Origin of the sequence: Citrobacter braakii (genome assembly GCF_002075345.1) — a bacterium.
Lineage (GTDB): Bacteria > Pseudomonadota > Gammaproteobacteria > Enterobacterales > Enterobacteriaceae > Citrobacter > Citrobacter braakii.
In genome coordinates this window covers 38438-61497 of sequence record NZ_NAEW01000018.1, presented here as the reverse complement: position 1 = coordinate 61497, position 23060 = coordinate 38438, and the positions used below count along the sequence as shown (strand labels likewise).

Here is a 23060-nt window from a genome sequence, read left to right as displayed (position 1 = left end):
GTAAGTGACCGGGGTGGAAAAACGCAGCCAACGCACCATAAATTTAAAAGACGAAGGATTTTAGCCATCCAGATGTTTACACATCCATAATTGACAGTTACTGTATATTCCTCAAGCGCAATTTGTTCATGCCGAAGTGAAGGACTTTCATGATCGAGATTAAACACCTGAAAACGCTCCAGGCGTTGCGGAATAGTGGTTCGCTGGCGGCCGCAGCGGCGACGTTGCATCAGACCCAATCCGCCCTCTCTCACCAGTTCAGCGATCTGGAACAGCGCCTTGGCTTTCGACTTTTTATCCGTAAAAGCCAGCCTCTGCGCTTTACGCCGCAAGGCGAAATTTTGCTGCAGTTAGCAAATCAGGTGTTGCCGCAAATTGGTCGTGCGCTGCAGGCCTGCAACGAACCGCAGCAATCCCGGCTGCGGATCGCAATTGAATGCCATAGCTGTATTCAATGGCTGACGCCCGCGCTGGAGAATTTTCGTGCCAACTGGCCGCAGGTGGAGATGGACTTTAAATCCGGCGTGACGTTCGATCCGCAACCAGCGCTACAGCAGGATGAGCTGGATCTGGTGCTGACATCCGACATTCTGCCGCGTAGCGGACTGCACTACTCGCCGATGTTCGATTTTGAAGTCCGCCTGGTACTGGCGCCGGACCATCCGCTGGCCAGCAAGACGCAGATCACGCCGGAGGATTTAGCCAGTGAGACGCTGCTTATTTACCCGGTGCAACGGAGTCGACTGGATGTCTGGCGGCATTTCTTGCAGCCTGCGGGCGTTAGTCCGTCGCTGAAGAGCGTGGATAACACCCTGCTGCTGATTCAGATGGTTGCAGCCAGAATGGGTATTGCAGCTTTACCACACTGGGTGGTGGAGAGTTTTGAACGCCAGGGCCTGGTGGTGACCAAAACCCTGGGTGATGGATTGTGGAGCCGGCTGTACGCCGCCGTGCGCGATGGCGAGCAGCGACAGCCGGTCACGGAAGCGTTTATTCGCTCAGCGCGGAATCACGCCTGCGATCACCTGCCGTTTGTACGGAGTGCGGAACGACCCACTTTCGATGTACCCACAGTGAAGCCACTATCACAGCCGCACCAATGATGAAGCTTGGCCAGTGAGGCTGTTGATGCCAGATAGCCAGGTTAACCAGCAGCCCGGCCGGCACATGCATATTGTTCATGATGCCCAGCGTCCCCGCATCCACCTGGGTCGCGCCGTAGTTCCACATAAAGTAACCAATGCCGGACGCTGCCACGCCAAGAAAGACCAGAATTCCCCACTGTAGCGTGGTTGCAGGCATTTTCTGCGCATTTCCCAGCATGAACCAGGCCACGACCGCCACCATAAAGGCCCCCATGTAAAACCAGGCAAAGGCGTTGTGCTGCGGCATTGGCCGCGTTTCCATCAGACGCTTGTAGCCCACCATGCCAATGGCAAAGCTGATATTGGACAACTGCACCAGCAGCAGGCCGGTCCAGAAGTGGCTGGTCACCTGATCGTAACGAATGATCCCCGCACCAATCACCGCCAGCAACGCACTGAAGGCGTAGCTCCAGCGCAGACGACGTCCGCTCATCAGGTCATAAATCAGCGTAATGTAGAGCGGCGTCAGCACGGTAAAGAGCAGCAGTTCTGAAACCGTCAGGTACAGATAGGCGTGAAAACTCAGCATATACATAATGCCAAGCTGCATGGCGCCCACCAGCATATACAGCGCGATGGTTTTTACGCTATGCCCACGGGTACGTAAAAACGGCAGGAACACCAGCGCCGCCAGCCCAACGCGCACCAGCACCGCAAAATAGCTATCGACATGACCGGCAAGGTACTCGCCAAACAGGCTAAAGGAAAAGGCCCACAGAATTGTGGTAATGATGAGTAACGCCACAATGGATGTCTCTTAACAAAAGGTACGCCCATTGTAGCGAAGTTTTAAGTTGACATCTGGTCAACTAACGAACAAAAACATTACTGCAAAAACAGCTCACGCAGATAATGCGGCACGGCATCGTCGGCATTAAGACCAATGACTTCCAGTTCCGGATGCAGATCCTTCAGGCGCTGGTGAGCGTTGCCCATAATGCAGCCTTTACCTGCCATGGAGAGCATTTCCGCATCGTTCATTCCGTCGCCAAAAGCGATGCAATCTTTCAGGCTGTAGCCCATCGCTTTCGCTACCGCTTCAAGCGCATGACCTTTCGATACGCCGCCAGCCATGACTTCCAGGCAGGTAAGCGTAGAGAAACTGACGTTGACGCGGTCGCCCCAGCGGGCGTTAATCGCCTGCTCCAGCGGCAGCAGCCTTTCGTGAGAATCGGTGGTGAAAAACACCTTACTCACGCCTTCCGGCTCCAGTAGCGCAGGTTCAAACAGTGAATAGTTAAACACTGCTTCTTTGAAGAAGCGCATTTCGTCCGGGCGATGGCGGTTCATAAACCACTCATCATCACGATAAACGTTGGTAACGATGTCCGGGTTTGCATTCACTACGCCAAACAGGTCGCTGGCAATGTCGCGATCCAGGTTATGCGAAAACACCAGATTTCCGTCAGAATCATGCACACGCGCGCCGTTGGACGTGATCATGTAGGTTTTAATGCCGAGGTTATCGCGAATTTGCCCCACATCAACATGATGACGGCCAGTCGCAAACACGAAGTTAACGCCACGAGCGGTCAATAACTTCAGCGTCTCTTTGGCATAAGGGGACAGAGTATGGTCGGGAGAAAGCAGCGTACCGTCTAAATCAGACGCAACAACCTGATACATAAGAAAATTCAACCTCTAGGCAAAGCGGGTTCCGCTGGATGAGTTATGCTTGTCGAAAAATTCGACAATAGCGTTAAGCGCGACTGAGCGCATTGCGTCCTTTTCAAAAAGGATCTCATGGTACGCGCCTTTGATGACCAGCGGCTGCCCCCCTTCTACGGGATGGCCCGCTGCGGCGCGGAGTTCACAAAAACGATCGTGCATGCGGTTATCTACCACACGCTCTTCTTCGGCCTGAATCAGCAGCGTCGGCGTCGCGTCGTCTCCTGCTCCAGCCAGAACCTGTTCGCCTGCCAGAATACCTTCACGTACCCAGTGGTAGGTGGGGCCGCCAACGCGCAGCCGCGGCTCATCCGCATAGAAGCGTAGATTGCGCCGATAGCGCTGTCGACTATGGGTTAACACATTCATACCGAATGGCAGCGCCCGCCAGCGCCCGGTACCCATCGCATAACCTTCGCGGATCCGCGGATGCCCTTCAGCCCAGTCCAGAATGTGGCGTACCATCCAGTCGGGAAAGCGCATCACAATACCAAACATCGGCGCGCAAAGCGCGATGGCATCACACTGATTCGGGTGGCGCTGCAAGAATAACGTGGCAATCGCACCGCCCATTGAATGCGCCAGTATATAGCGCTTTCTCCACGGACCGGGTAGCACTTCCTGCTGCCAGAAGGCGGTTAAATCGTCGACATAGTCATTAAAGTTATCGACATGACCGCGATGCGGGTCCGAAAGCATACGCCCGGAACGCCCCTGGCCACGGTGATCGATAATGAGGACGTCAAAACCAGAATGAAACAGGTCATACGCCAGTTCAGCGTATTTCACGTAGCTTTCAATGCGTCCAGGACAGACGACGATGACGCGATCGTTTTTTTCTGCGTGAAAACGCACAAAATGGACGGGGATATCATCCACGCCCGTAAATTCCGCTTCTTCCCGCTGACGCCAGAAATCTGTCAGTGGCCCCATGGAAAAAGCAGCAAACGCGTTTTCTCTTGTTTCCCAGTCTTTTTGCTGCTGAAACATCGGGTATCCAGCCTCGCTGACCAAGTAAAATCGTTTTTTTCGCCGTCGCTGACACAACCTAACGGCAGTAGCGTATTGTGGCATAAAAATAGACAATCCGGGAGTTTCTCATGACCTTTGAATGGTGGTTCGCCTACCTGTTGACCTCTATTATTTTGAGCTTGTCTCCAGGCTCTGGCGCAATCAACACCATGACCACCGCCATCAGTCACGGTTATCGCGGCGCCAGCGCGTCGATTGCTGGTTTGCAGACCGGACTTGGCATTCATATCGTTCTGGTTGGCGTAGGACTGGGAACGCTATTTTCACGTTCGGTTATCGCATTTGAGGTGCTGAAGTGGGCGGGGGCGGCCTATCTGATTTGGCTGGGTATTCAGCAATGGCGGGCAGCGGGCGCTATCGATCTGAACACCATGGCGAATACGCAATCGCGCAGCCGCCTGTTTAAACGCGCAGTCTTTGTTAATCTGACCAACCCCAAGAGCATTGTTTTCCTTGCCGCCCTGTTCCCGCAGTTTATCCTGCCGCAGGAACCGCAGTTAATGCAGTATGTGGTGCTTGGCGTCACGACCATCGTGGTCGATATCATTGTGATGATCGGTTACGCGACGCTGGCCACGCGCATTGCTGGCTGGATTAAAGGGCCAAAGCAAATGAAAGCGTTAAACAAAGTGTTTGGCTCGCTGTTTATGCTGATAGGCGCCTTGTTAGCCTCGGCACGGCATGCCTGATGAAGGTGCCGGAGGCGCTGCGCTTATCCGGCCCGGAAGAAACTTAACGCGAAATAATCAGGTGGATACCGAAGCCCGCAAACAGCGCACCGGCAAAACCATCAATCCACTTCGCCAGACGCTGATAGCCACGACGCATTTTCGGCAGTGCAAACAGGCTGGCGACTACGGTAAACCACGCCAACGTTTCCACGATGATCAGGGCAAAGATCCCCCAGCGTGCGCCCGTTCCCACGTTATCGCCAACGAACAATGAGAACACGGAGCCAAAATAGATAATGGCTTTAGGGTTCGCCAGGTTGGTCAGCAGCCCCTTCAAAAAGCTGCGTCCGCTCTGTGCCAGCTCAACTTGCGGAGTGGGAGTCGCAACATCCTGTTTTTTAAATGCACCACGTAGCATCTGATAACCCATCCAGCACAGATACAGCCCCCCGCCCACCATAATAATGGTGTGCAGCCAGGCCATTTTTTCGATAATCAGATGTAGGCCGAGCAGCGCTACGCCAGCCCAGACCATGACGCCACAGGTAATACCCAGCACGCCCATCATGGCTTCTTTGCGCGAACGGCTAACCGCTGTTTGAGAAACAAAGAAAAAGTCGGGACCAGGGCTCATCAGCGCAACGATATGCACCAACGCAACGGTGAAAAATAGCGTTAACATAAAAATGACTCGCGGGGGAAATAGTTCAGTGAGTCACCATCCTGGCACTTTTTTGCCTGGCTGACTACTCTTCGTCGTCACCATCAACGTGCGCGCGAATAAGCGCCATAAACTCTTTGCCAAAACGCTCAAGTTTACGCATACCCACGCCATTAACGCTCAGCATTTCGCTCGGTGAAACCGGCATCTGCTCAGCCATTTCAATCAGCGTGGCGTCGTTGAACACCACATACGGCGGGATATTCTCTTCATCAGCAATGGCTTTACGCAGCTTCCGCAATTTGGCGAACAGTTTGCGATCGTAATTGCCACCGAAGGATTTCTGCATCGCTCGCGGTTTCAGCGCCACAATTCGCGGTACCGCAAGCTGTAGCGCAACATCACCACGCAGTACCGGACGCGCGGCTTCGGTTAGCTGTAACGCGGAGTGATGAGCAATATTCTGCGTCACCAGCCCAAGATGAATAAGCTGGCGGATAACGCTTACCCAATGTTCGTGGCTTTGCTCACGACCAATGCCATAGACAGGCAGCTTGTCATGGGCCAGCTCGCGAATTCGCTGGTTATTCGCTCCGCGCAGAACCTCCACGACATAACCCATACCAAAGCGTTGATTAACACGGTAGATAGTCGACAGCGCTTTGCGCGCATCCATGAGTCCGTCGTACTGTTTTGGCGGGTCGAGACAGATGTCGCAGTTACCACACGGCTCCTGACGCCCCTCGCCAAAATAGTTCAACAGCACCAGACGACGACAGGTTTGCGCCTCGGCAAACGCCCCCATCGCATTGAGCTTATGCCGTTCGATATTCAGCAGTTGTCCGGCGGGTTTCTCTTCGAGGCAACGGCGCAGCCATGCCATATCAGCCGGATCGTAAAACAGCATTGCTTCCGCAGGCAGGCCGTCACGCCCGGCGCGGCCGGTTTCCTGGTAATAGGACTCGATGTTGCGCGGAATATCGAAATGCACCACGAAGCGTACGTTGGGTTTGTTGATTCCCATGCCAAACGCCACGGTCGCTACGACGATTTGCAGGTCATCACGCTGGAATTTCTCCTGCACTTCTGCACGTACAGCGTTTTCCAGCCCGGCATGATAAGCCCCGGCGCTAATGCCTCGGCTTTGCAGACGCGCGGCGGTGTCTTCTACTTTAGCGCGACTGTTACAGTAGATAATACCGGACTTACCGCGCTGCTCTTGCACGTAGCGCATCAGTTGATCGAGCGGCTTAAACTTCTCCATCAACATGTAGCGAATATTCGGGCGATCAAAGCTGCTGATCTGAATTAACGGGTCGTTGAGCCCCAGCAGACGCACAATATCCAGCCGGGTTGTCTCGTCCGCGGTCGCGGTCAGCGCGACAAACGGCAGAGTTGGGAAACGCTGACGCAACTGCCCCAGCGCGGCGTATTCCGGGCGGAAATCATGCCCCCACTGCGAAATACAGTGCGCTTCATCAACCGCCAGCAGCACCGGGTTCCAGTGCGCCAGATTTTCAAGGAAGTTATCCAGCATCAGGCGTTCGGGCGCAATGTACAGTAAGCGAATCTGCCCGCTACGACAGCCTGCCATCACCTCAAGCTGCTGCTCACGACTTTGGGTGGAGTTCAGACACGCGGCCGCCACGCCGTTGGCAAGCAGTTGATCGACCTGATCTTTCATCAGAGAAATCAGCGGAGAAACAACAACGGTGAGGCCGTTAAGCAATAATGCGGGAATTTGATAGCACAGGGATTTTCCGCCACCGGTCGGCATAACGACCAGGCAGTCGCGACCAGCGATCACGGTATCAATGATTTCTTCCTGACCAGGGCGAAACTGTTGGTAGCCAAAGGTTTCCTGCAAAACCTGTTTAGCGCCCATTTCCAGATTCAACACTTCCGCCTGCGCCACATTAACCCCATTAGCCTGAAATAAAAACAGGCGCTATTTTCAGCGCCTGAGAGAGAAACTGCAATGATTAAAATACTCTCAATACCTGTCAGAAGATATCGTTAAGCATTACACCCACGCCAACACGGGTCTGATTGAAGTTGTAGTCAATCAGTGATTCGCCGTAGCCGCTGTAGACCTGGGTATAAAGACGCACATGCTTGGTAATGGGATAACTGGCCCCCAGCTCTGCGCCGCCGTAGCCGGTATTCCAGTTGTACTGGCCTTTCACACTGATCACCGCGTCACCCAGGTGATAACCCATTTTCAACTGATAGTAGCCCATATATTTGGTGATATCAGGGTTATCGTCAGTGCTGCCGATAACGTACCACGGCTTAACTTCCACCAGCCAGTTACCGTTTTCAGCCATCAGCCGGGTGTAAAGGCGGTTCCAGCTACGTGAGGTGGGGTCGGATCGACCATTGGAGTCATGGTTATAGCCCATTTCGACATCGCGGAGCGTCCAACCGGCAAAGCGATAGTCGGTGGCGAAACCGAGGAACAATTGCGGTTCATAGTTGGTTTCGCGAAATGGCGCAGACTCTTCACTGTTCGAAAGCTGCCACCAGGACTTCTGGGTATAGGAACCGCCGAGTACCGAGTTCGGGCCTAATATTCCGCGCCAGAGCGGAAACGCCAGGCTTAGCTGAAACTTAACCTCATCTTTGCGCGCATTTTCGGACCAGCTATAGCTGCTGATCGCCTCTTTGTTCATGTCGCTGGTATTGGTGTAGATGAGATAGTTGGTCTCATAAGGATAAAGCGTGAAAGGGTTGTCATGCTCCTGCAGCATGTTGGCGATGATACTGCCGCGAACCGCCGGTGCATCATGAATCTCTTTCACTGTCGCTTCCTGCGCATACGCGGTCAACGGCAGCATGACTGCTGGTAGTAACCATCCCAGAATCGCCCGCATCGGTAATGTTCTCCTGAACCAAAATATTGATGAATTGTATAATTATCTGGCAAGTATTCTACATACTTAGCGAGTTCCTCGTTAGTTATCCCGTCCTAAAGTAGAAAACAACAAATAATAAGCATAATATCAACATTTCATTAACCATTGAGATGTAGGGATCGTATGTCTGCCGTACTTACTGCTGAGGAAGCGCTGAAGTTAGTGGGTGAAATGTTTGTCTATCATATGCCGTTTAACCGGGCGCTGGGTCTGGAGCTTGAACGCTATGAGAAAGAATTTGCTCAATTAGCCTTTAATAATCAACCGATGATGGTCGGCAACTGGGCGCAAAGCATTCTGCATGGCGGCGTGATCGCGTCGGCGCTGGACGTTGCCGCCGGGCTGGTGTGCGTTGGCAGTACGCTGACCCGCCATGAGACGATCAGCGAGGACGAACTGCGTCAGCGAATGTCGCGCATGGGAACAATCGATTTGCGCGTTGATTACCTGCGCCCGGGGAGAGGAAATCGCTTTACCGCTACCAGCAGCCTGCTGCGGGCGGGGAATAAAGTCGCCGTTGCGCGCGTGGAACTGCATAACGAAGAACAGCTTTATATTGCCAGCGCAACCGCTACTTATATGGTGGGGTAAGTGCCCAAAAAAAGGTAAACTGCTGTTACATTTCTGAAATGAGTTTTCCCGATGGATGCTAAACAAACGCGGCAGGGCGTGTTACTCGCTCTTGCTGCTTATTTTATTTGGGGTATCGCTCCTGCCTACTTCAAGCTGATTTACTATGTCCCGGCGGATGAGATCCTGACGCACCGCGTCATCTGGTCATTTTTCTTTATGGTGGTACTGATGAGCATCAGCCGCCAGTGGTCGGGCATCAAAACGCTGCTACAAACGCCAAAGAAGATCTTCCTGCTGGCGCTCTCTGCAGTGCTCATCGGTGGAAACTGGCTGCTGTTCATTTGGGCGGTCAATAATCATCATATGCTGGAAGCCAGCCTGGGCTATTTTATTAACCCGCTGGTGAATATTGTGCTGGGAATGCTTTTCCTCGGCGAGCGCTTTCGTCGCATGCAGTGGCTGGCGGTACTGTTAGCCGCCTGCGGCGTACTGGTACAGCTGTGGACCTTCGGATCGCTGCCAATCATCGCGTTGGGCCTGGCGTTCAGCTTTGCTTTCTATGGTCTGGTACGCAAGAAGATTGCCGTCGAAGCACAAATCGGCATGCTGATCGAAACCCTGTGGCTTTTACCTGTTGCGGCTATCTATCTGTTTGGCATCGCGGACAGCCCAACCAGCCATATGGGGCAAAACCCCATGTCGCTCAATCTGCTGCTGATTGCTGCGGGTGTCGTGACCACCATTCCGCTGCTGTGCTTTACCGGCGCGGCGACCCGCCTGCGTCTGTCCACGCTGGGTTTCTTCCAGTATATCGGACCCACGCTAATGTTCCTGCTGGCCGTCACTTTCTACGGTGAAGTTCCGGGAGCGGATAAAATGGTCACGTTTGCGTTTATCTGGGTGGCGCTGGCAGTTTTCGTGATGGATGCGATTTATACGCAACGACGGGTACGTCGGAGCTGAAGAAGTGCCGGATAAGGCGTAACCGCCATCCGGCACAGCCATTACAGCCAGTTCTTGCGCTTAAAGTACAGATACGGTGCCAGACCCGCGAGCATCATAAAGACAATCGCCCCTGGGTAACCGAAGCTCCAGTGCAGTTCCGGCATGAACTCAAAGTTCATCCCGTAGCTGGAAGCCACCAGCGTCGGCGGCAGGAACACCACAGAGACCACCGAGAAGATCTTGATGATGCGGTTCTGCTCGATATTGATAAAGCCCATCGCCGCCTGCATCAGGAAGTTAACCTTCTGGAACAGTGATTCGTTGTGCGGCAGCAGGGATTCGATATCGCGCAGAATCTCACGCGCCTGTTCCAGCTGACTCCCCGGCAAACGCGCTTTACGCACCAGGAAGTTCAGTGCGCGCTGGGTATCCATCAGACACAGGCGGACCTTCCAGCCAATATCTTCCAGTTCCGCCAGCGTCGAAAGCGCTTCGTCATATTCATCGCCCTGACGCCCTTCCATGATCACACGGCTGAGTTTTTCCAGGTCGCTGTAGATGTTTTCGATCTCATCCGCCAACTGTTCAATTTTAGTTTCAAACAGGTCGAGCAGCAGCTCGTAGGCATTGCCATCCACCATCGCCTGATTACGCGCACGCATGCGGTACAGGCGAAATGCCGGCAGCTCGCGCTCGCGCAGAGTAAACAGGCGACCTTCGCGAATGGTAAATGCGACGGTTGAGTTACCCGCGTGATCGTCGGCATCTTCATAGAAGAAGAAGGAGTGAATGTGCAGACCGTCTTCGTCTTCAAAAAAACGCGCAGATGCTTCGATGTCTTCCAGTTCAGGGCGCGTAGCCAGATTCTGGCCCAAGTCCTTTTGCACACGGTTTCGTTCTTCGTCATCCGGCTCGACTAAATCGACCCAAACCGAACTGGCCAGGTGCTCGATTTCGTCTGCCTCAAGGCGAGTTAAACGATTGTTTTCCAGTTGAAATGCGCTCAGCATGACCGGGACTCCCAATGCAAAAAATTATCGGACAGTTCGGAGGGCACACAGAAACAAATTGGGTTTCAGACCATTAAACAGCCTGACTCAGCGCGACAGGAAAAAACAGAAGGTCGCTGACAACCGCGAAGGCTATCAGCAAAAAGGGATAGCCTTAGGAGTTGATCCTGGATGACAGGATAATGAGCCAGTATCTACTGGGTGTGTCCAAGGCGAATGTCCTCTTAGCGTAATCGTGCGCGCATGTTACGCCAGCAAAATTTTGACGTCAACACGCAACAGATGGCGAAAAAGTAATAATTTCCCCTTATACAAAAAGGTTAGCAGAGGGGAATTATTTATCTATGATTTCAGAATATTAACCGACAGATAGCGGGATGGCGGCTTCGCCTTGTCCGGCCTGGAAATCAAAATGTTACCCGGTCTGTAGGCCGGATAAGACGCGCCAGCGTCGCCATCCGGCAAAACCAAACCGATCAAACCGTTTCCAGTCTGGCGTAGGCCGCCACCAGCCATTTGATCCCTTGCCCCTGGAACGCGACCTGCAAACGACTGTGCTCACCGCTTCCTTCCAGATTGACGATGGTGCCCTCACCAAACTTAGCGTGGCGCACGCGCTGGCCGAGCTTGTAGCCGGTATCATTTTCCGCCATTGGCGTGCCCATCCGCTGATGGCTCACCGGGCGGCTAACCGTGGCGCGCAGGCGAACCTCTTCAACGCACGCTTCCGGCAGTTCGCCGATAAAGCGCGACGGACGGTGGTAAACCTCTTTGCCGTACAGACGACGCGTTTCGGCGTAGGTCAGCGTCAGCTTTTGCATCGCGCGGGTCACGCCTACGTAAGCCAGGCGGCGCTCTTCTTCGAGGCGCCCACCTTCGTCCAGCGACATCTGGCTGGGGAACATGCCTTCTTCCATACCCACGATAAATACCTGGGGGAACTCCAGACCTTTCGCCGAGTGCAGCGTCATCAGTTGTACCGCATCCTGCCAGGTATCCGCCTGCCCTTCGCCTGCTTCCAGCGCGGCGTGAGACAGGAACGCCTGTAGCGGCATTAAGTCTTCGTCTTCTTCGTTGTAGCTGAACTGGCGCGTTGCCGTCACCAGTTCGTCTAAGTTTTCGATACGCGTCTGACCCTTCTCGCCTTTTTCCTGTTCGTACATCATGCGCAGGCCGGAGTCTTTAATCACCCGGTCAGTCTGCACGTGCAGCGGCATATCGGCGGTCTCCTGCGCCAGCGCATCGATCAGCTCCATAAAACGCTGTAAGGCGCTGGCGGCACGACCCGCGAGGGCTTTTTCCTGCAACAGCTCACGACAGGCCTGCCACAACGTAAGCTGGCGGTCACGGGAGGTCTGACGCACGACATCTAATGTACGATCGCCAATCCCGCGGGTTGGCGTATTCACCACACGTTCGAATGCAGCGTCGTCATTGCGGTTAGCGATCAGGCGCAGGTAGGAGAGCGCATCTTTGATTTCCTGGCGTTCGAAGAAGCGCATCCCACCATAGATACGGTACGGCATGCTGGCTTGTAACAACGCCTCTTCCAGCACGCGCGACTGGGCGTTGCTGCGATACAGAATGGCACACTGTTCCAGCGCACCGCCGTTGTCCTGCCAGGTTTTGATACGATTGACCACAAAACGCGCTTCATCGAGTTCGTTGAACGCGCAGTACAGTGAGATTGGTTCGCCGTCGACGCCATCGGTCCACAACTTTTTACCCAAACGCCCGTTGTTGTTTTCAATCAGGGCGTTGGCCGCACTGAGGATGTTGTTGGTCGAGCGGTAGTTCTGCTCCAGGCGAATAGTTTCTGCGCCCGGGAAATCCGTGAGGAAGCGCTGGATGTTTTCCACCTGCGCCCCGCGCCAGCCGTAGATCGACTGGTCATCATCGCCAACGATCATCACTTTGCCGGTATCGCCCGCCAACAGGCGGATCCAGGCGTACTGAATGTTGTTGGTATCCTGGAATTCGTCTACCAGGATATTGGTAAAGCGTTCGCGGTAGTGCTGCAGGATATGCGGCTTGTTGAGCCACAGTTCATGGGCGCGCAGCAACAGCTCGGCGAAATCCACCAGCCCCGCGCGATCACACGCTTCCTGATAGGCCTGATACACTTTCTGCCAGGTTTGCTCAACCGGGTTGCCATAGCTCTGCAGATGGTGCGGTCGCAGCCCTTCGTCTTTCTGGCTATTGATAAACCACATCGCCTGACGCGGCGGCCACTGCTTCTCATCAAGATTCATCGCCTTGATCAAACGCTTGAGCAAACGCAATTGGTCTTCGCTGTCGAGGATCTGGAAATCCTGCGGCAGGTTCGCATCCATATGGTGCGCGCGCAGCAGACGGTGCGCCAGACCGTGGAATGTACCCACCCACATACCGCCCTGGCTGGTTCCCATGATCTGGCCAATACGGTGGCGCATTTCCGCCGCCGCTTTGTTGGTAAAGGTCACCGCCATAATGGAGTATGGCGAGTTGTTCTCTACTGTCAGTAACCAGGCGATACGGTGCACCAGCACGCGAGTTTTACCACTCCCCGCGCCGGCCAAAACCAGCATGTTGCTGCGTGGCGCGGCCACCGCTTCACGCTGTTTATCATTAAGGCTGTCGAGCAGGTAAGAAACGTCCATTGGCACCGCCGCGTAAAAGTAGGTAAGGCGGATAAGCGTAGCGCCATCCGCCAAAAAGCTGGGTATATATACAGAGTTCTGCTGGTGATTATATCAGCGAGGTCAGAGATGCCAACTGTGAAATTTCGATATGCGGCAGCAAACGGCTGTCTGCGGTTTGCATCAGGTCGGCATTTTCCGGTTTGATCCAGCAGGCCTGCATACCGCAACGGATGGCCCCCGCCACGTCTGTCGTCAGGTCATCGCCCACATGCAGAATCTCAGCCACAGGCATTTTCAGTTTATCCGCCGCCAGCGCGTACATGTCGCTGAACGGTTTTGATCGCCCGTCGGGACCGGCGCGCAGCACAAACTCAAAGTAATCGCCCAGGCCGAACAGTTCTGGCTGTGCGTTACCGTTGGTGATCGCCACCAGCGGCCATTTGCGGGCCAGCGCCTTCAGCGTGTCATGCGTCGCCTGCGGGACGTCAATGCGGCTACGCCATTTGGCGAAATTCATCATCGCCGCATTTGCCCCCATTCTGGCTTCTGCTTCTGACAATCCCGCCTCCAGCATAGCGCGCTCTACGGCGCGGTGACGCCATTGGGTAACGTCGTGGTAGATTTCCGGCTCAGCGTCGCGAACGGCCTGACGTAAGCGCTGTAGGTCGCTATTTTGCAGCGAATTCAACGCCGGATGGTAATTCTGTACAAACGCGAGCGCTTCCTGCTCGGTGCGTGTGATAACGGGACGGTTATCGTAAAGGGTGTCATCAAGGTCAAAGGTGAGCGCAGAAATGCGCCCCAAAGGCCGGTAAAAACGCATTATTTCCCCCGTTTGGCGCGTGGATGCGCCGCATCGTACACTGAAGCCAGGTGTTGAAAATCAAGATGGGTATAGATTTGGGTAGTGGAGAGATTAGCATGCCCCAATAACTCCTGTACCCCGCGCAGATCGCCGCTCGACTCCAGCATATGCGTCGCAAAAGAGTGGCGCAATTTGTGGGGATGTACGTGGCTGTTCAGCCCCTGTTTGATCCCCCATTCCGCAAAGCGTTTTTGTACATTACGCGCAGAAATGCGTTTGCCCAGTTTTGACAGGAATAACGCATCGTCATCGCAGCCAAATAGCCCCCGCAGGTCCAGCCAGTGCTCAATCCACGCCACTGCATTGCGGCCAATTGGCAGGCGACGTTCTTTACTGCCCTTCCCCATCACCCATACTTCGCCGGTGTCGAGATCGAGATGTTTAATATCCAGCCCAACCAGTTCAGACAAACGCAGCCCTGCGCCGTACATCACTTCTAACATTGCCCGGTCGCGCACGGCGAGGGGATCGTTGAGGTCGATATCCAGCAGACGATTAACGTCGTCGACATCGATATTTTTAGGTAGATGACGCGGTGCTTTCGGCGCGGAAACACTTTTTGCGGGATTGGCTTTCAGCTCGCCCTGATTAACCAGCCAGTCAAAGAAACTGCGCAATGCGGAGAGACGCAGCGCCAGGCTCGCCGGCCCCAGCCCTTTACGACGGCTGCGCACGGCAAAACTGCGTACCATCGAAGCGTCACATTGTTGCCAGCTTTGCAGACCGGTCTCTCCGGCTAACGCAATGATGGCATCAAGCTGACGCTGATAATTCAGCAATGTGATCGGGCTAAGCTGGCGCTCAACGCCCAGATAGCGTAAAAAGCGCGCCACATCCTGAGAAAGGGGTGAGTCGGTCATACGCGTTCAATCCAGCGCTCCAGCAGCTCCGGCAACATCAGCGAGATTTCCTGCAGTAATTGCGTACCTTGCCCCTGCTGGTAATGATTAACGTCGCGACTGCTGAACAGCATCACGCCCAGGGATCCATCTTGCCCCAACATCGACATCGCCACCGAGCCTACCGCTTTCGCCTCGGGCATCATGACCAGAAGTTCCGGGCCATTGAGCGGTCCAAGATAGTGCAGTGACTGGCCCAGACGCTGAATACGCAGCGGTTCAAAAGCCTGACGGCTTAATGCCAGATGAGTGAATTTTGATGGCGCACCAAGTCGCCAGCGCTCCGGGAACAGACGAACCGTCGCCCCAGCCAGCCCTAACTCACGCGCCCAGCGATGAAATCGCATCAGCATGTCGTCAAGACTGCTGGCCGATACCAGCCGTGCTTGCAGATTTAACAGACGATAGAACAGGCTTTCATTGGCGTTGGCTTGTTCCATCAACAACGCCATATTCTCTTCCAGCACGTTAATATGATTACGTGCCCGCGCCATATGCCATTCCACTAAAGAGACCGTGCCCCGCACCGGGTGCGGAACACGCATCGCTTCAACTGCCTGGGCATTACGGATAAAAAACTCAGGATTACGTTGCAGGTAATCGACGACCGCCCGGTCGTCCAGCTCCATGAGCGTTTCCTGTAGTTCTTCCCCTGGTTGCTTCATAAGTGAATAAATCCGTCGTAGACATGTGCCGCCGGGCCAGTCATATACAGCGGATGACCCGGACCTTTCCAGGCGATATCAAGTCGACCGCCCGGTAATTCCACCCTCACTTCTTCTGCCAGCAGGCCCTGCTGGATACCAACCGCAACAGCGGCGCACGCACCGCTGCCGCAGGCCTGCGTTTCACCCGCGCCGCGTTCATAGACGCGCAGCCGGATGTGCTCGCGCTTTACCACCTGCATAAATCCGATATTGGCGCGTTCAGGAAAGCGTTCGTGACTTTCCAGAACCGGCCCCAACGTTTCTACCGTGGCCGTATCAACATCATCAACCTGAATTACGCAGTGCGGGTTCCCCATTGAAACCACGCCGCACAATACTGTCTGTTCAGACACGCGCATAATATAGGTCTTCTCTGCTTTGTTGGCGCGAAACGGAACCTGCGCGGGTTCAAAATTGGGTTCACCCATATTCACCCGTACCAGCTCGTCGTCGGTTACGGTTAATACCATACGACCATTAGCGGTACTGACGCGAATATCACGCTTATTGGTCAGCCCTTTCAGGCGAACAAAGCGGGCAAAACAGCGGGCGCCATTGCCACACTGTGACACTTCACTACCGTCGGCATTAAAAATACGGTAGTGGAAATCCAGCTCCGGATCATACGGAGGTTCAACCACCAGCAGTTGATCAAATCCAACGCCGAGATGCCTGTCGGACAAGCGGCGGATCAGCTCTGGTGAGAAAAAGACATTCTGCGTTACCGCGTCGACGACCATAAAATCGTTGCCAAGGCCATGCATTTTAGAGAATTGCATCATTCACTCCGTTCACGCGGGTACAGAAATATACATCTATTCCTGCCGTCAGTAATTCACCTGAGAAGGCCCGTCACTAATCCCACGATCGTTTTTCTCTGGCGTGGTGGATTGTGATTGCGGCTGAACGCTCTTGGTCGGAGGCGGCGCGGTTTTATCTGCTGGCGGGAAATAGAGCGGGCCTTTTAGCCCACAGCCCGTCAGGCTGAACAGAGTAAAAATGACAGCGAGTGGCTTTAACACGTTTTTCATTATCGATTGCCTGTAAAGTTCATGCTTTCTGTTTTCTATCATCGCAGGAGAAGGCGTAAAAGCAAGAGTTAGCCTGTAATCTGCAACGCGTTTTGTTTCAGGTTATACTGCCGTCATCACGAAAAACAGGATAAGAAAATGAACGACAGTGAATTTCATCGCCTTGCTGACACCCTGTGGATGACCATTGAAGAGCGTCTGGACGACTGGGACGGCGACAGCGATATCGATTGTGAGATCAACGGCGGCGTGCTGACCATCAGCTTCGAAAACGGCAGCAAAATTATTATTAACCGTCAGGAGCCGCTGCATCAGGTGTGGCTGGCGACCAAACAGGGCGGCTACCACTTTGACCTGAAAGACGACGAGTGGATCTGCGATCGTAGCGGCGAAACGTTCTGGGATCTGCTAGAACAGGCGGCGACACAGCAGGCGGGTGAAGAGGTGAGCTTCCGTTAAGTTTTATTGCCGGATACGCTTCGCTTATCCGGCATCATGCTCACGAGAAATACTGCTGCAACAGCGGAGTGTCGTTTTCCTGACTGACGGGCGGCACGGCGCTAATCGGCTGGGTACGGAACGGGATCACCTGCGCGCGCCCATCGGTTTTCACAATCTGATAGAACTGCGGCAGGTTAAAGTTGATGAAGCTGGAGCCGTAGGTAAAGCGATCGTGCGACGACGAGTAGAAACGGCTGACATCGCGTACCAGCTCCTCTTTGCTACCTTCGCAGTGGTGATACACCTCAGCCCGATTACTCTCATCCAGAATGTAGATATTAAAGCCCTGCTCATCACCCGTTTCTTCGAAAAAGAACTGAATGATCCCTTCGCTGGCAAAACCGTCAACCACTGACGGGAGTTTCACATGATTGGTCTCAACCTGAACGGAAAGCCCGTGCAGTTTGTTATGTGAAATCGCGCCATAAAATTCAATCGCGTTTTCCAGCTTCTGTACCGAGACGTTCAGGCGCTCGAAGAACAGACCCCACGTCTGACCGGAAACGCGCAGCGCTTTGAAGCGTCCGGTTTCCTGACGGGTGCTGGAGAGGCGCAACTCGATGCACTCAGACACCAGTTGCTGCACGCGGGTGCGAATTAAACCGCGCAGATGCTGGCTATAGCAGAAGACCTCGACGCTATCCGGCGGCGCGGCATCCTGGTGCATTTTGCCGAGAATCGTTTTTAACGCTTCAATCATCGCCTGCTCACCATTGAAGTGCAGCGTACGCACTTCATTCCACGAGTTGCGGTACAACAGGTCGACGCTACCCACCAGGCAATTTTGTTCTTCACCAAAGCTGAAGACGTCCAGCTTACGGAAATCAAAATGTACCACCTGATTGCGAAATGCTGCCGTCGGGTCATATTCAAGGTTAACGATAATCGCCAGGTGGCGAATCTCGCACGGGCTATAGAGCGCTTTCGGCGTTGGCGCTGGCAGTCGCAGCGGGAAGTGATGCGACACGTCGGCGACCATTTCTTGCAGCTTCGGCAAATCAACAATGCCGTTGCCCTTAATAAATAAATGCGTACGCGAGGTCAGCAGGCCGTTGAACCAGGCCCACGCCACCAGTTTATTGAGGTAGCGGTTATATTCCAGCGGCTGATGGCTGATGATCGAGTCCATGTTAGGCGCGCGGTTATAGAGATACCAACCCGAACGGTTGGCACGGCCCGGCGGCACATGGATAAAGGTCAGATTCGGTTCCGAGAGATCCGGAGATATCTGCGGGTTCACCAGCGTTACTTTACCTGGTAATGCTTCAAACGCGGCATACAGCTTACGGGTCAGCACGCCGATATCCTGCGGGCTGGCGCTCACGCTGAGGTTATTTCGGCGGGCAAAACGGATCAGGTTACGATAGCTCTGCATCATCGCATCGAGCAGTTCGTTATGCGCTTCGCGTACCTGGTCAATCTTCCAGTTAGCGCGGTTATCCAGCATGGTCAGACGGGCGTCATCCCAGCCCCACTCTTTCACTAACTGACTTAATACTTCACGACGCCAGCCCACGCAGGCGCGCTCGCGGCTCAGTTTCTCACACACTTTTAAGTAGAAACATCGACGCACTAAATCCAGACGAGTCGGGTCTTCGATCGCCGTGAGGTACTCGGTAACGCGCTCCAGCATCATGCAGTAAGGGTCGAGACCAAAAGAGACGATCTCACCATCGTGCAGGCGCTGTTTAATATCTTTCGCCAACAGGCGTGGATTGGGGTATTCCCAGGAATAAGCTTCCAGCAGCAGCGTTTTCAATACCGCTTTGTACGGGGAGTCGATACTCTTGTACAGCTGCCAGAGGCTGGCGCCAAAGTACTCTTCGGCGGAGAGCGAACTGAGTCCGCCGAGATCCAGCCATTCGTTTGGCGTTAACACCCCCTGTGCGTAAAGCGTCATGACGTAATCGTCGTAATGCTCTTCTTCGTCGCCCGGCACCATATTCCACAGAATACGTTTACCCGCGAGACGCACAGCGGTGCGATAGAATTCATCAAGCAACAGGATATGCTGCGTCGAGCCACAGTCTTCACCACCCAAACTGCCGCTTTCATTGTGGCGGAAACGGTTTTCATCAATCAGGAAGAAGCTGACTTCCACGCCCAGCGAGGCGGCCCAGCTTTCCAGCAGGCTACATTTACGCTGCAGCAGCTGGCGCTCTTCGCTATCCAGCCAGGATTGATGGCAGACCCAAATATCAAGGTCAGAGGAACAGCTTTGCCCTACCGAAGAGGTGCTGCCCATTGAGTAAACGCCGGTGATAGGCAGTTCGCCCTTGGGAGGATCCTGCGGTGACATACCGCGGTACAGTTCCAGTTCGTTCAGGTAGTGGCGTTGGGTTTCATCAGGCGTGTAAAGGCATATGCCTTTGGGAACGTTACCATCAAGGTAACCCGGCATCAGCGGATGGTGGTAGTGCAATAATGTCGGCAGCAGACTGTATACCTGCTGGAAGGCAGGTCCCATGGCAGCAAGCGCGCGATCCACACGCAGTTGATTTATGGCATCCAGTCTCTGTTTCAGAGTCTCAATATAGAGGTACAAGACGTATCGCCTGATGTTGCTATCCGTCATGTTGTCGATTGCTGCGGCACAAGCGCTCACAATAATCGTCATCAATTCGGATAAACCGTATGTCAAAAATAACCGTTACCTGTTTTTTCGCCCATATTTTTTTATGCTGTACAGCCGAAAAAATGGTCTAAAACGTGATCAATTTAACACCTTGCTCATTGACCGTAAAGAAAGATGCGCTACATACAAGTGTAGCACCGTTCGTTACGTGTAAATTCCTTCATACGGTCGGGAGGTTTCTCGTCATTATTCACTGCCAGTGATGATGCAGCGCCTTTTCCTCTCACTCACGTTTGAGCGTAACGCTGACATCCCTTTGATAAGGATGTTAGGATGGTCAATGATTGATAATGACGGTAACAAGCATGTTAGACAATGTTTTGAGAATTGCCACACGCCAAAGCCCCCTTGCGCTCTGGCAGGCACATTATGTCAAAGACGCCTTAATGGCAAACCACCCCGGTCTGATCGTGGAACTGGTTCCGATGGTAACCCGTGGCGATGTGATCCTTGATACCCCGCTGGCGAAAGTCGGGGGGAAAGGGTTGTTTGTTAAAGAGCTGGAAGTCGCGCTGCTGGAAAAACGCGCCGATATCGCCGTGCATTCCATGAAGGATGTGCCGGTTGAGTTCCCTGACGGTCTTGGACTGGTCACCATTTGCGAGCGAGAGGATCCGCGTGATGCTTTCGTCTCAAATAAGTACAACACGCTGGATGAACTCCCGGCAGGCAGTATCGTCGGGACATCCAGTTTGCGTCGCCAGTGCCAGTTGGCAAAGCGTCGCCCGGATCTCGTCATCCGTTCGCTGCGCGGCAACGTAGGTACGCGTCTGAGCAAACTGGATAACGGCGATTATGACGCCATTATTCTGGCGGTCGCCGGATTAAAACGTTTAGGTCTTGAGTCGCGAGTCCGCACCGCTCTGCCGCCGGAAGTCTCCCTACCCGCTGTCGGGCAAGGCGCGGTTGGCATAGAATGTCGACTGGATGATATGCGCACTCAGGCGCTGTTAGCGCCGCTCAACCATGAAGAGACTGCGCTGCGCGTCAAAGCCGAACGCGCCATGAATACCCGCCTGGAAGGGGGATGTCAGGTCCCTATCGGCAGTTATGCAGAACTCATTAACGGTGAGATTTGGCTGCGGGCGCTGGTCGGCGCGCCTGACGGTTCGCAGATGGTATGCGGAGAACGTCGCGGCGCCGCGCAGGAAGCTGAACAGATGGGCATCTCTCTGGCTGAAGAGCTGCTGGAGAACGGTGCGCGCACCATTCTGGCTGAAGTTTACAACGGAGAAGCCCCCGCATGAGTATTCTGGTCACCCGCCCGTCTCCCGCAGGGGAAGAGTTAGTGAGCCGTCTGCGCACACTGGGGCAGGTGGCCTGGAGCTTTCCGCTCATCGAGTTTTCGCCCGGTCGGGAACTGGCAACGCTTGCTTTCCGACTATCGGCGCTGACGGAAAACGATCTGGTCTTCGCCCTCTCGCAGCACGCCGTCACCTTTGCAGATGCCGAGCTTCAGCAACAAGGGAAAAGCTGGCCCTCCCTTCCGCGTTATTTTGCCATTGGTCGCACAACGGCGCTGGCGCTGCATACCGTTAGCGGTTTCAATATTCACTACCCTCTGGATCGGGAAATTAGCGAAGTCTTGCTACAATTACCTGAATTACAAAATATTGCGGGAAAACGCGCGCTGATATTACGCGGCAATGGTGGCCGTGAGCTGATAGGTGAAACCCTGACAGCACGCGGAGCTGATGTCGATTTTTGTGAATGTTATCAACGCAGTGCAAAATATTACGATGGTGCAGAAGAAGCGATGCGCTGGCAATCTCGTGGTGTGACCACGGTGGTTGTCACCAGCGGAGAGATGCTACAACAGCTCTGGTCGCTCATTCCGCAGTGGTATCGTGAGCACTGGTTACTACGCTGTCGGCTGCTGGTCGTCAGTGAGCGTCTGGCGCACCTCGCCCGGGAACTGGGCTGGCAAGATATTAAGGTCGCTGATAACGCCGACAACGATGCGCTACTACGCGCATTACAATAACTCTCATAATGGGATGCCATAATGACGGAACAAGAAAAATCCTCCGCCGTGGTTGAAGAGACCAGGGAGGCCGTGGAAACCACGTCACAGCCAGTCAATACTGAAAAAAAGAGTAAGAACAGCACGGCACTGATTCTGAGCGCTGTGGCGATTGCTATTGCGCTGGCTGCAGGCGTTGGGCTGTACGGTTGGGGGAAACAGCAGGCAACAACGCAGACAGCAACCAGCGATGCGCTGGCGAACCAGCTTACAGCGTTGCAAAAAGCGCAAGAAAGCCAAAAAGCTGAGCTGGAAGGCATTATTAAGCAGCAGGCAACGCAGTTGGATGAAGCCGCTCGCCAGCAGGCCGCGCTGGTCAAACAGCTTGACGAAGTCCAGCAAAAAGTCGCCACTATCTCCGGCAGCGATGCCGGGACATGGCTGCTGGCGCAGGCTGATTTTCTGGTGAAACTGGCCGGTCGCAAATTATGGAGCGATCAGGACGTTACTACCGCCGCGGCGCTGCTGAAAAGCGCTGACGCCAGTCTGGCGGATATGAATGACCCAAGCCTGATTACCGCCCGTCGCGCGATTACCGACGATATCGCGAGCCTCTCTGCGGTGACTCAGGTCGACTATGACGGCATTATCCTGAAAGTGAATCAGCTCTCTAACCAGATTGATAACCTGCGTCTGGCCGACAACGATACCGACGATTCGCCGATGGATTCCGACAGCAGCGAGCTTTCCAGCTCGATCAGCGAATGGCGCGTCAATCTTCAAAAAAGCTGGCAGAACTTTATGGACAGCTTTATCACCGTTCGCCGTCGTGATGAAACCGCCGTCCCGCTGCTGGCACCGAACCAGGACGTTTACTTACGTGAAAATATCCGTTCTCGCCTGTTAGTGGCCGCACAGGCCGTGCCGCGTCATCAGGAGGAAACATATCGCCAGGCGCTGGAAAACGTCTCCACCTGGGTGCGCGCCTACTACGACACCGACGATGCAGCCACCAAAGCTTTCCTTGAAGAGGTAGACCAACTGAGCCAACAAAGCATCAGCATGGACGTACCGGAAACGCTGCAGAGCCAGGCGCTTCTCGACAAGCTCATGCAGACCCGCGTACGTAATTTACTGGCACAGCCTGCCACAGCGCCGGTTGCAGCAACTCCTGCGCCTTCAGCTGAAACTCCGGCAACTGCGCCGCAAGGAGAATAA

At 54.2% G+C, this 23060-nt stretch carries 23 protein-coding genes; 8 read left to right on the top strand and 15 right to left on the bottom strand.

All coding sequences use genetic code 11. From position 1 onward, the window contains the following. The first annotated feature begins 149 nt into the window (after positions 1–149). Positions 150–1103 carry an HTH-type transcriptional regulator MetR gene (metR, locus tag BZK42_RS23400; RefSeq protein WP_080860402.1) on the top strand — a complete coding sequence of 318 codons (954 nt, stop codon included), beginning with the start codon at positions 150–152 and terminating at the stop codon, positions 1101–1103. Here the strand turns inward: metR and BZK42_RS23395 are convergent. The 3 genes from BZK42_RS23395 to pldB all read right to left on the bottom strand — a co-directional run bounded on the left by BZK42_RS23395 (position 991) and on the right by pldB (position 3803). Next, positions 991–1890, bottom strand: a complete 900-nt coding sequence (locus BZK42_RS23395; RefSeq protein ID WP_016157852.1) for a carboxylate/amino acid/amine transporter — start codon at positions 1888–1890, stop codon at positions 991–993. The genes metR and BZK42_RS23395 overlap by 113 nt on opposite strands. Positions 1891–1970: 80 nt before the next feature. Next, entirely contained in the window at positions 1971–2771 is an 801-nt protein-coding gene (yigL, locus tag BZK42_RS23390) for a sugar/pyridoxal phosphate phosphatase YigL (RefSeq protein WP_008787091.1), read from the bottom strand. A gap of 15 nt (positions 2772–2786) precedes the next feature. Next, positions 2787–3803, bottom strand: coding sequence for a lysophospholipase L2 (gene pldB / locus BZK42_RS23385; protein WP_080860399.1), 1017 nt, complete (start codon positions 3801–3803; stop codon positions 2787–2789). A gap of 110 nt (positions 3804–3913) precedes the next feature. On the opposite strand from pldB, the gene rhtB reads away from it, so the two are divergent. Next, positions 3914–4534, top strand: a complete 621-nt coding sequence (gene rhtB / locus BZK42_RS23380) for a homoserine/homoserine lactone efflux protein (RefSeq protein ID WP_003828938.1) — start codon at positions 3914–3916, stop codon at positions 4532–4534. A 43-nt stretch (positions 4535–4577) separates the two neighbouring features. On the opposite strand, the gene rhtC is transcribed toward rhtB, so the two are convergent. The 3 genes from rhtC to pldA all read right to left on the bottom strand — a co-directional run bounded on the left by rhtC (position 4578) and on the right by pldA (position 8050). Further along, a complete protein-coding gene (gene rhtC, locus BZK42_RS23375) occupies positions 4578–5198 on the bottom strand; it encodes a threonine export protein RhtC (protein WP_016155134.1) in 621 nt (206 codons plus the stop codon). A 64-nt stretch (positions 5199–5262) separates the two neighbouring features. Beyond that, positions 5263–7092, bottom strand: coding sequence for an ATP-dependent DNA helicase RecQ (recQ, locus tag BZK42_RS23370; RefSeq protein ID WP_080860397.1), 1830 nt, complete (start codon positions 7090–7092; stop codon positions 5263–5265). A gap of 88 nt (positions 7093–7180) precedes the next feature. After that, complete coding sequence (gene pldA / locus BZK42_RS23365) at positions 7181–8050, bottom strand: phospholipase A (RefSeq protein WP_016157849.1); 870 nt, start codon at positions 8048–8050, stop codon at positions 7181–7183. A gap of 165 nt (positions 8051–8215) precedes the next feature. Between pldA and yigI the strand changes: the two genes are divergently transcribed. Further along, entirely contained in the window at positions 8216–8683 is a 468-nt protein-coding gene (gene yigI / locus BZK42_RS23360; RefSeq protein ID WP_003017917.1) for an acyl-CoA thioesterase YigI, read from the top strand. A gap of 51 nt (positions 8684–8734) precedes the next feature. Further along, positions 8735–9628, top strand: coding sequence for an EamA family transporter RarD (rarD, locus tag BZK42_RS23355; protein WP_080860395.1), 894 nt, complete (start codon positions 8735–8737; stop codon positions 9626–9628). A gap of 41 nt (positions 9629–9669) precedes the next feature. On the opposite strand, the gene corA is transcribed toward rarD, so the two are convergent. From corA to lptM, 8 genes are all read right to left on the bottom strand, one after another. After that, positions 9670–10620: a magnesium/cobalt transporter CorA gene (gene corA, locus BZK42_RS23350; RefSeq protein ID WP_003017920.1), complete on the bottom strand. Its 951-nt coding sequence runs from the start codon at positions 10618–10620 to the stop codon at positions 9670–9672. A 154-nt stretch (positions 10621–10774) separates the two neighbouring features. Beyond that, positions 10775–10831 (bottom strand): YsgD/CorL family protein, encoded by a 57-nt coding sequence (gene ysgD / locus BZK42_RS29350; RefSeq protein WP_212723238.1) that lies wholly within the window; start codon positions 10829–10831, stop codon positions 10775–10777. 265 nt (positions 10832–11096) lie between these two features. Beyond that, complete coding sequence (gene uvrD, locus BZK42_RS23345; protein WP_003828957.1) at positions 11097–13259, bottom strand: DNA helicase II; 2163 nt, start codon at positions 13257–13259, stop codon at positions 11097–11099. Positions 13260–13347: 88 nt separating this feature from the next. Further along, positions 13348–14064, bottom strand: coding sequence for a 5-amino-6-(5-phospho-D-ribitylamino)uracil phosphatase YigB (gene yigB / locus BZK42_RS23340; protein ID WP_016155129.1), 717 nt, complete (start codon positions 14062–14064; stop codon positions 13348–13350). Further along, positions 14064–14966, bottom strand: a complete 903-nt coding sequence (gene xerC, locus BZK42_RS23335; protein ID WP_049040600.1) for a tyrosine recombinase XerC — start codon at positions 14964–14966, stop codon at positions 14064–14066. Before xerC ends, yigB begins: the two co-directional genes overlap by 1 nt. Further along, positions 14963–15670, bottom strand: a complete 708-nt coding sequence (locus BZK42_RS23330; protein WP_080860392.1) for a DUF484 domain-containing protein — start codon at positions 15668–15670, stop codon at positions 14963–14965. The genes xerC and BZK42_RS23330 overlap by 4 nt, the downstream gene beginning before the upstream one ends. Continuing rightward, positions 15667–16491: a diaminopimelate epimerase gene (gene dapF / locus BZK42_RS23325; protein WP_080860390.1), complete on the bottom strand. Its 825-nt coding sequence runs from the start codon at positions 16489–16491 to the stop codon at positions 15667–15669. Before dapF ends, BZK42_RS23330 begins: the two co-directional genes overlap by 4 nt. A gap of 48 nt (positions 16492–16539) precedes the next feature. Beyond that, positions 16540–16743 carry an LPS translocon maturation chaperone LptM gene (gene lptM, locus BZK42_RS23320; RefSeq protein ID WP_003017937.1) on the bottom strand — a complete coding sequence of 68 codons (204 nt, stop codon included), beginning with the start codon at positions 16741–16743 and terminating at the stop codon, positions 16540–16542. Between the two features lie 138 nt (positions 16744–16881). On the opposite strand from lptM, the gene cyaY reads away from it, so the two are divergent. Continuing rightward, on the top strand, positions 16882–17202 hold the full coding sequence (gene cyaY / locus BZK42_RS23315) for an iron donor protein CyaY (RefSeq protein ID WP_080860388.1): 321 nt from the start codon (positions 16882–16884) through the stop codon (positions 17200–17202). A 40-nt stretch (positions 17203–17242) separates the two neighbouring features. On the opposite strand, the gene cyaA is transcribed toward cyaY, so the two are convergent. Further along, positions 17243–19789, bottom strand: a complete 2547-nt coding sequence (gene cyaA / locus BZK42_RS23310) for a class I adenylate cyclase (protein WP_019078435.1) — start codon at positions 19787–19789, stop codon at positions 17243–17245. A 395-nt stretch (positions 19790–20184) separates the two neighbouring features. On the opposite strand from cyaA, the gene hemC reads away from it, so the two are divergent. Genes hemC through hemX form a run of 3 tightly spaced genes read left to right on the top strand, consistent with a single transcriptional unit; the run spans position 20185 to position 23060 of the window. Beyond that, a complete protein-coding gene (hemC, locus tag BZK42_RS23300; RefSeq protein ID WP_016157846.1) occupies positions 20185–21126 on the top strand; it encodes a hydroxymethylbilane synthase in 942 nt (313 codons plus the stop codon). Beyond that, positions 21123–21863, top strand: a complete 741-nt coding sequence (gene hemD / locus BZK42_RS23295; RefSeq protein WP_047416496.1) for a uroporphyrinogen-III synthase — start codon at positions 21123–21125, stop codon at positions 21861–21863. The genes hemC and hemD overlap by 4 nt, the downstream gene beginning before the upstream one ends. A 21-nt stretch (positions 21864–21884) precedes the next feature. Beyond that, complete coding sequence (gene hemX / locus BZK42_RS23290; protein ID WP_080860387.1) at positions 21885–23060, top strand: uroporphyrinogen-III C-methyltransferase; 1176 nt, start codon at positions 21885–21887, stop codon at positions 23058–23060.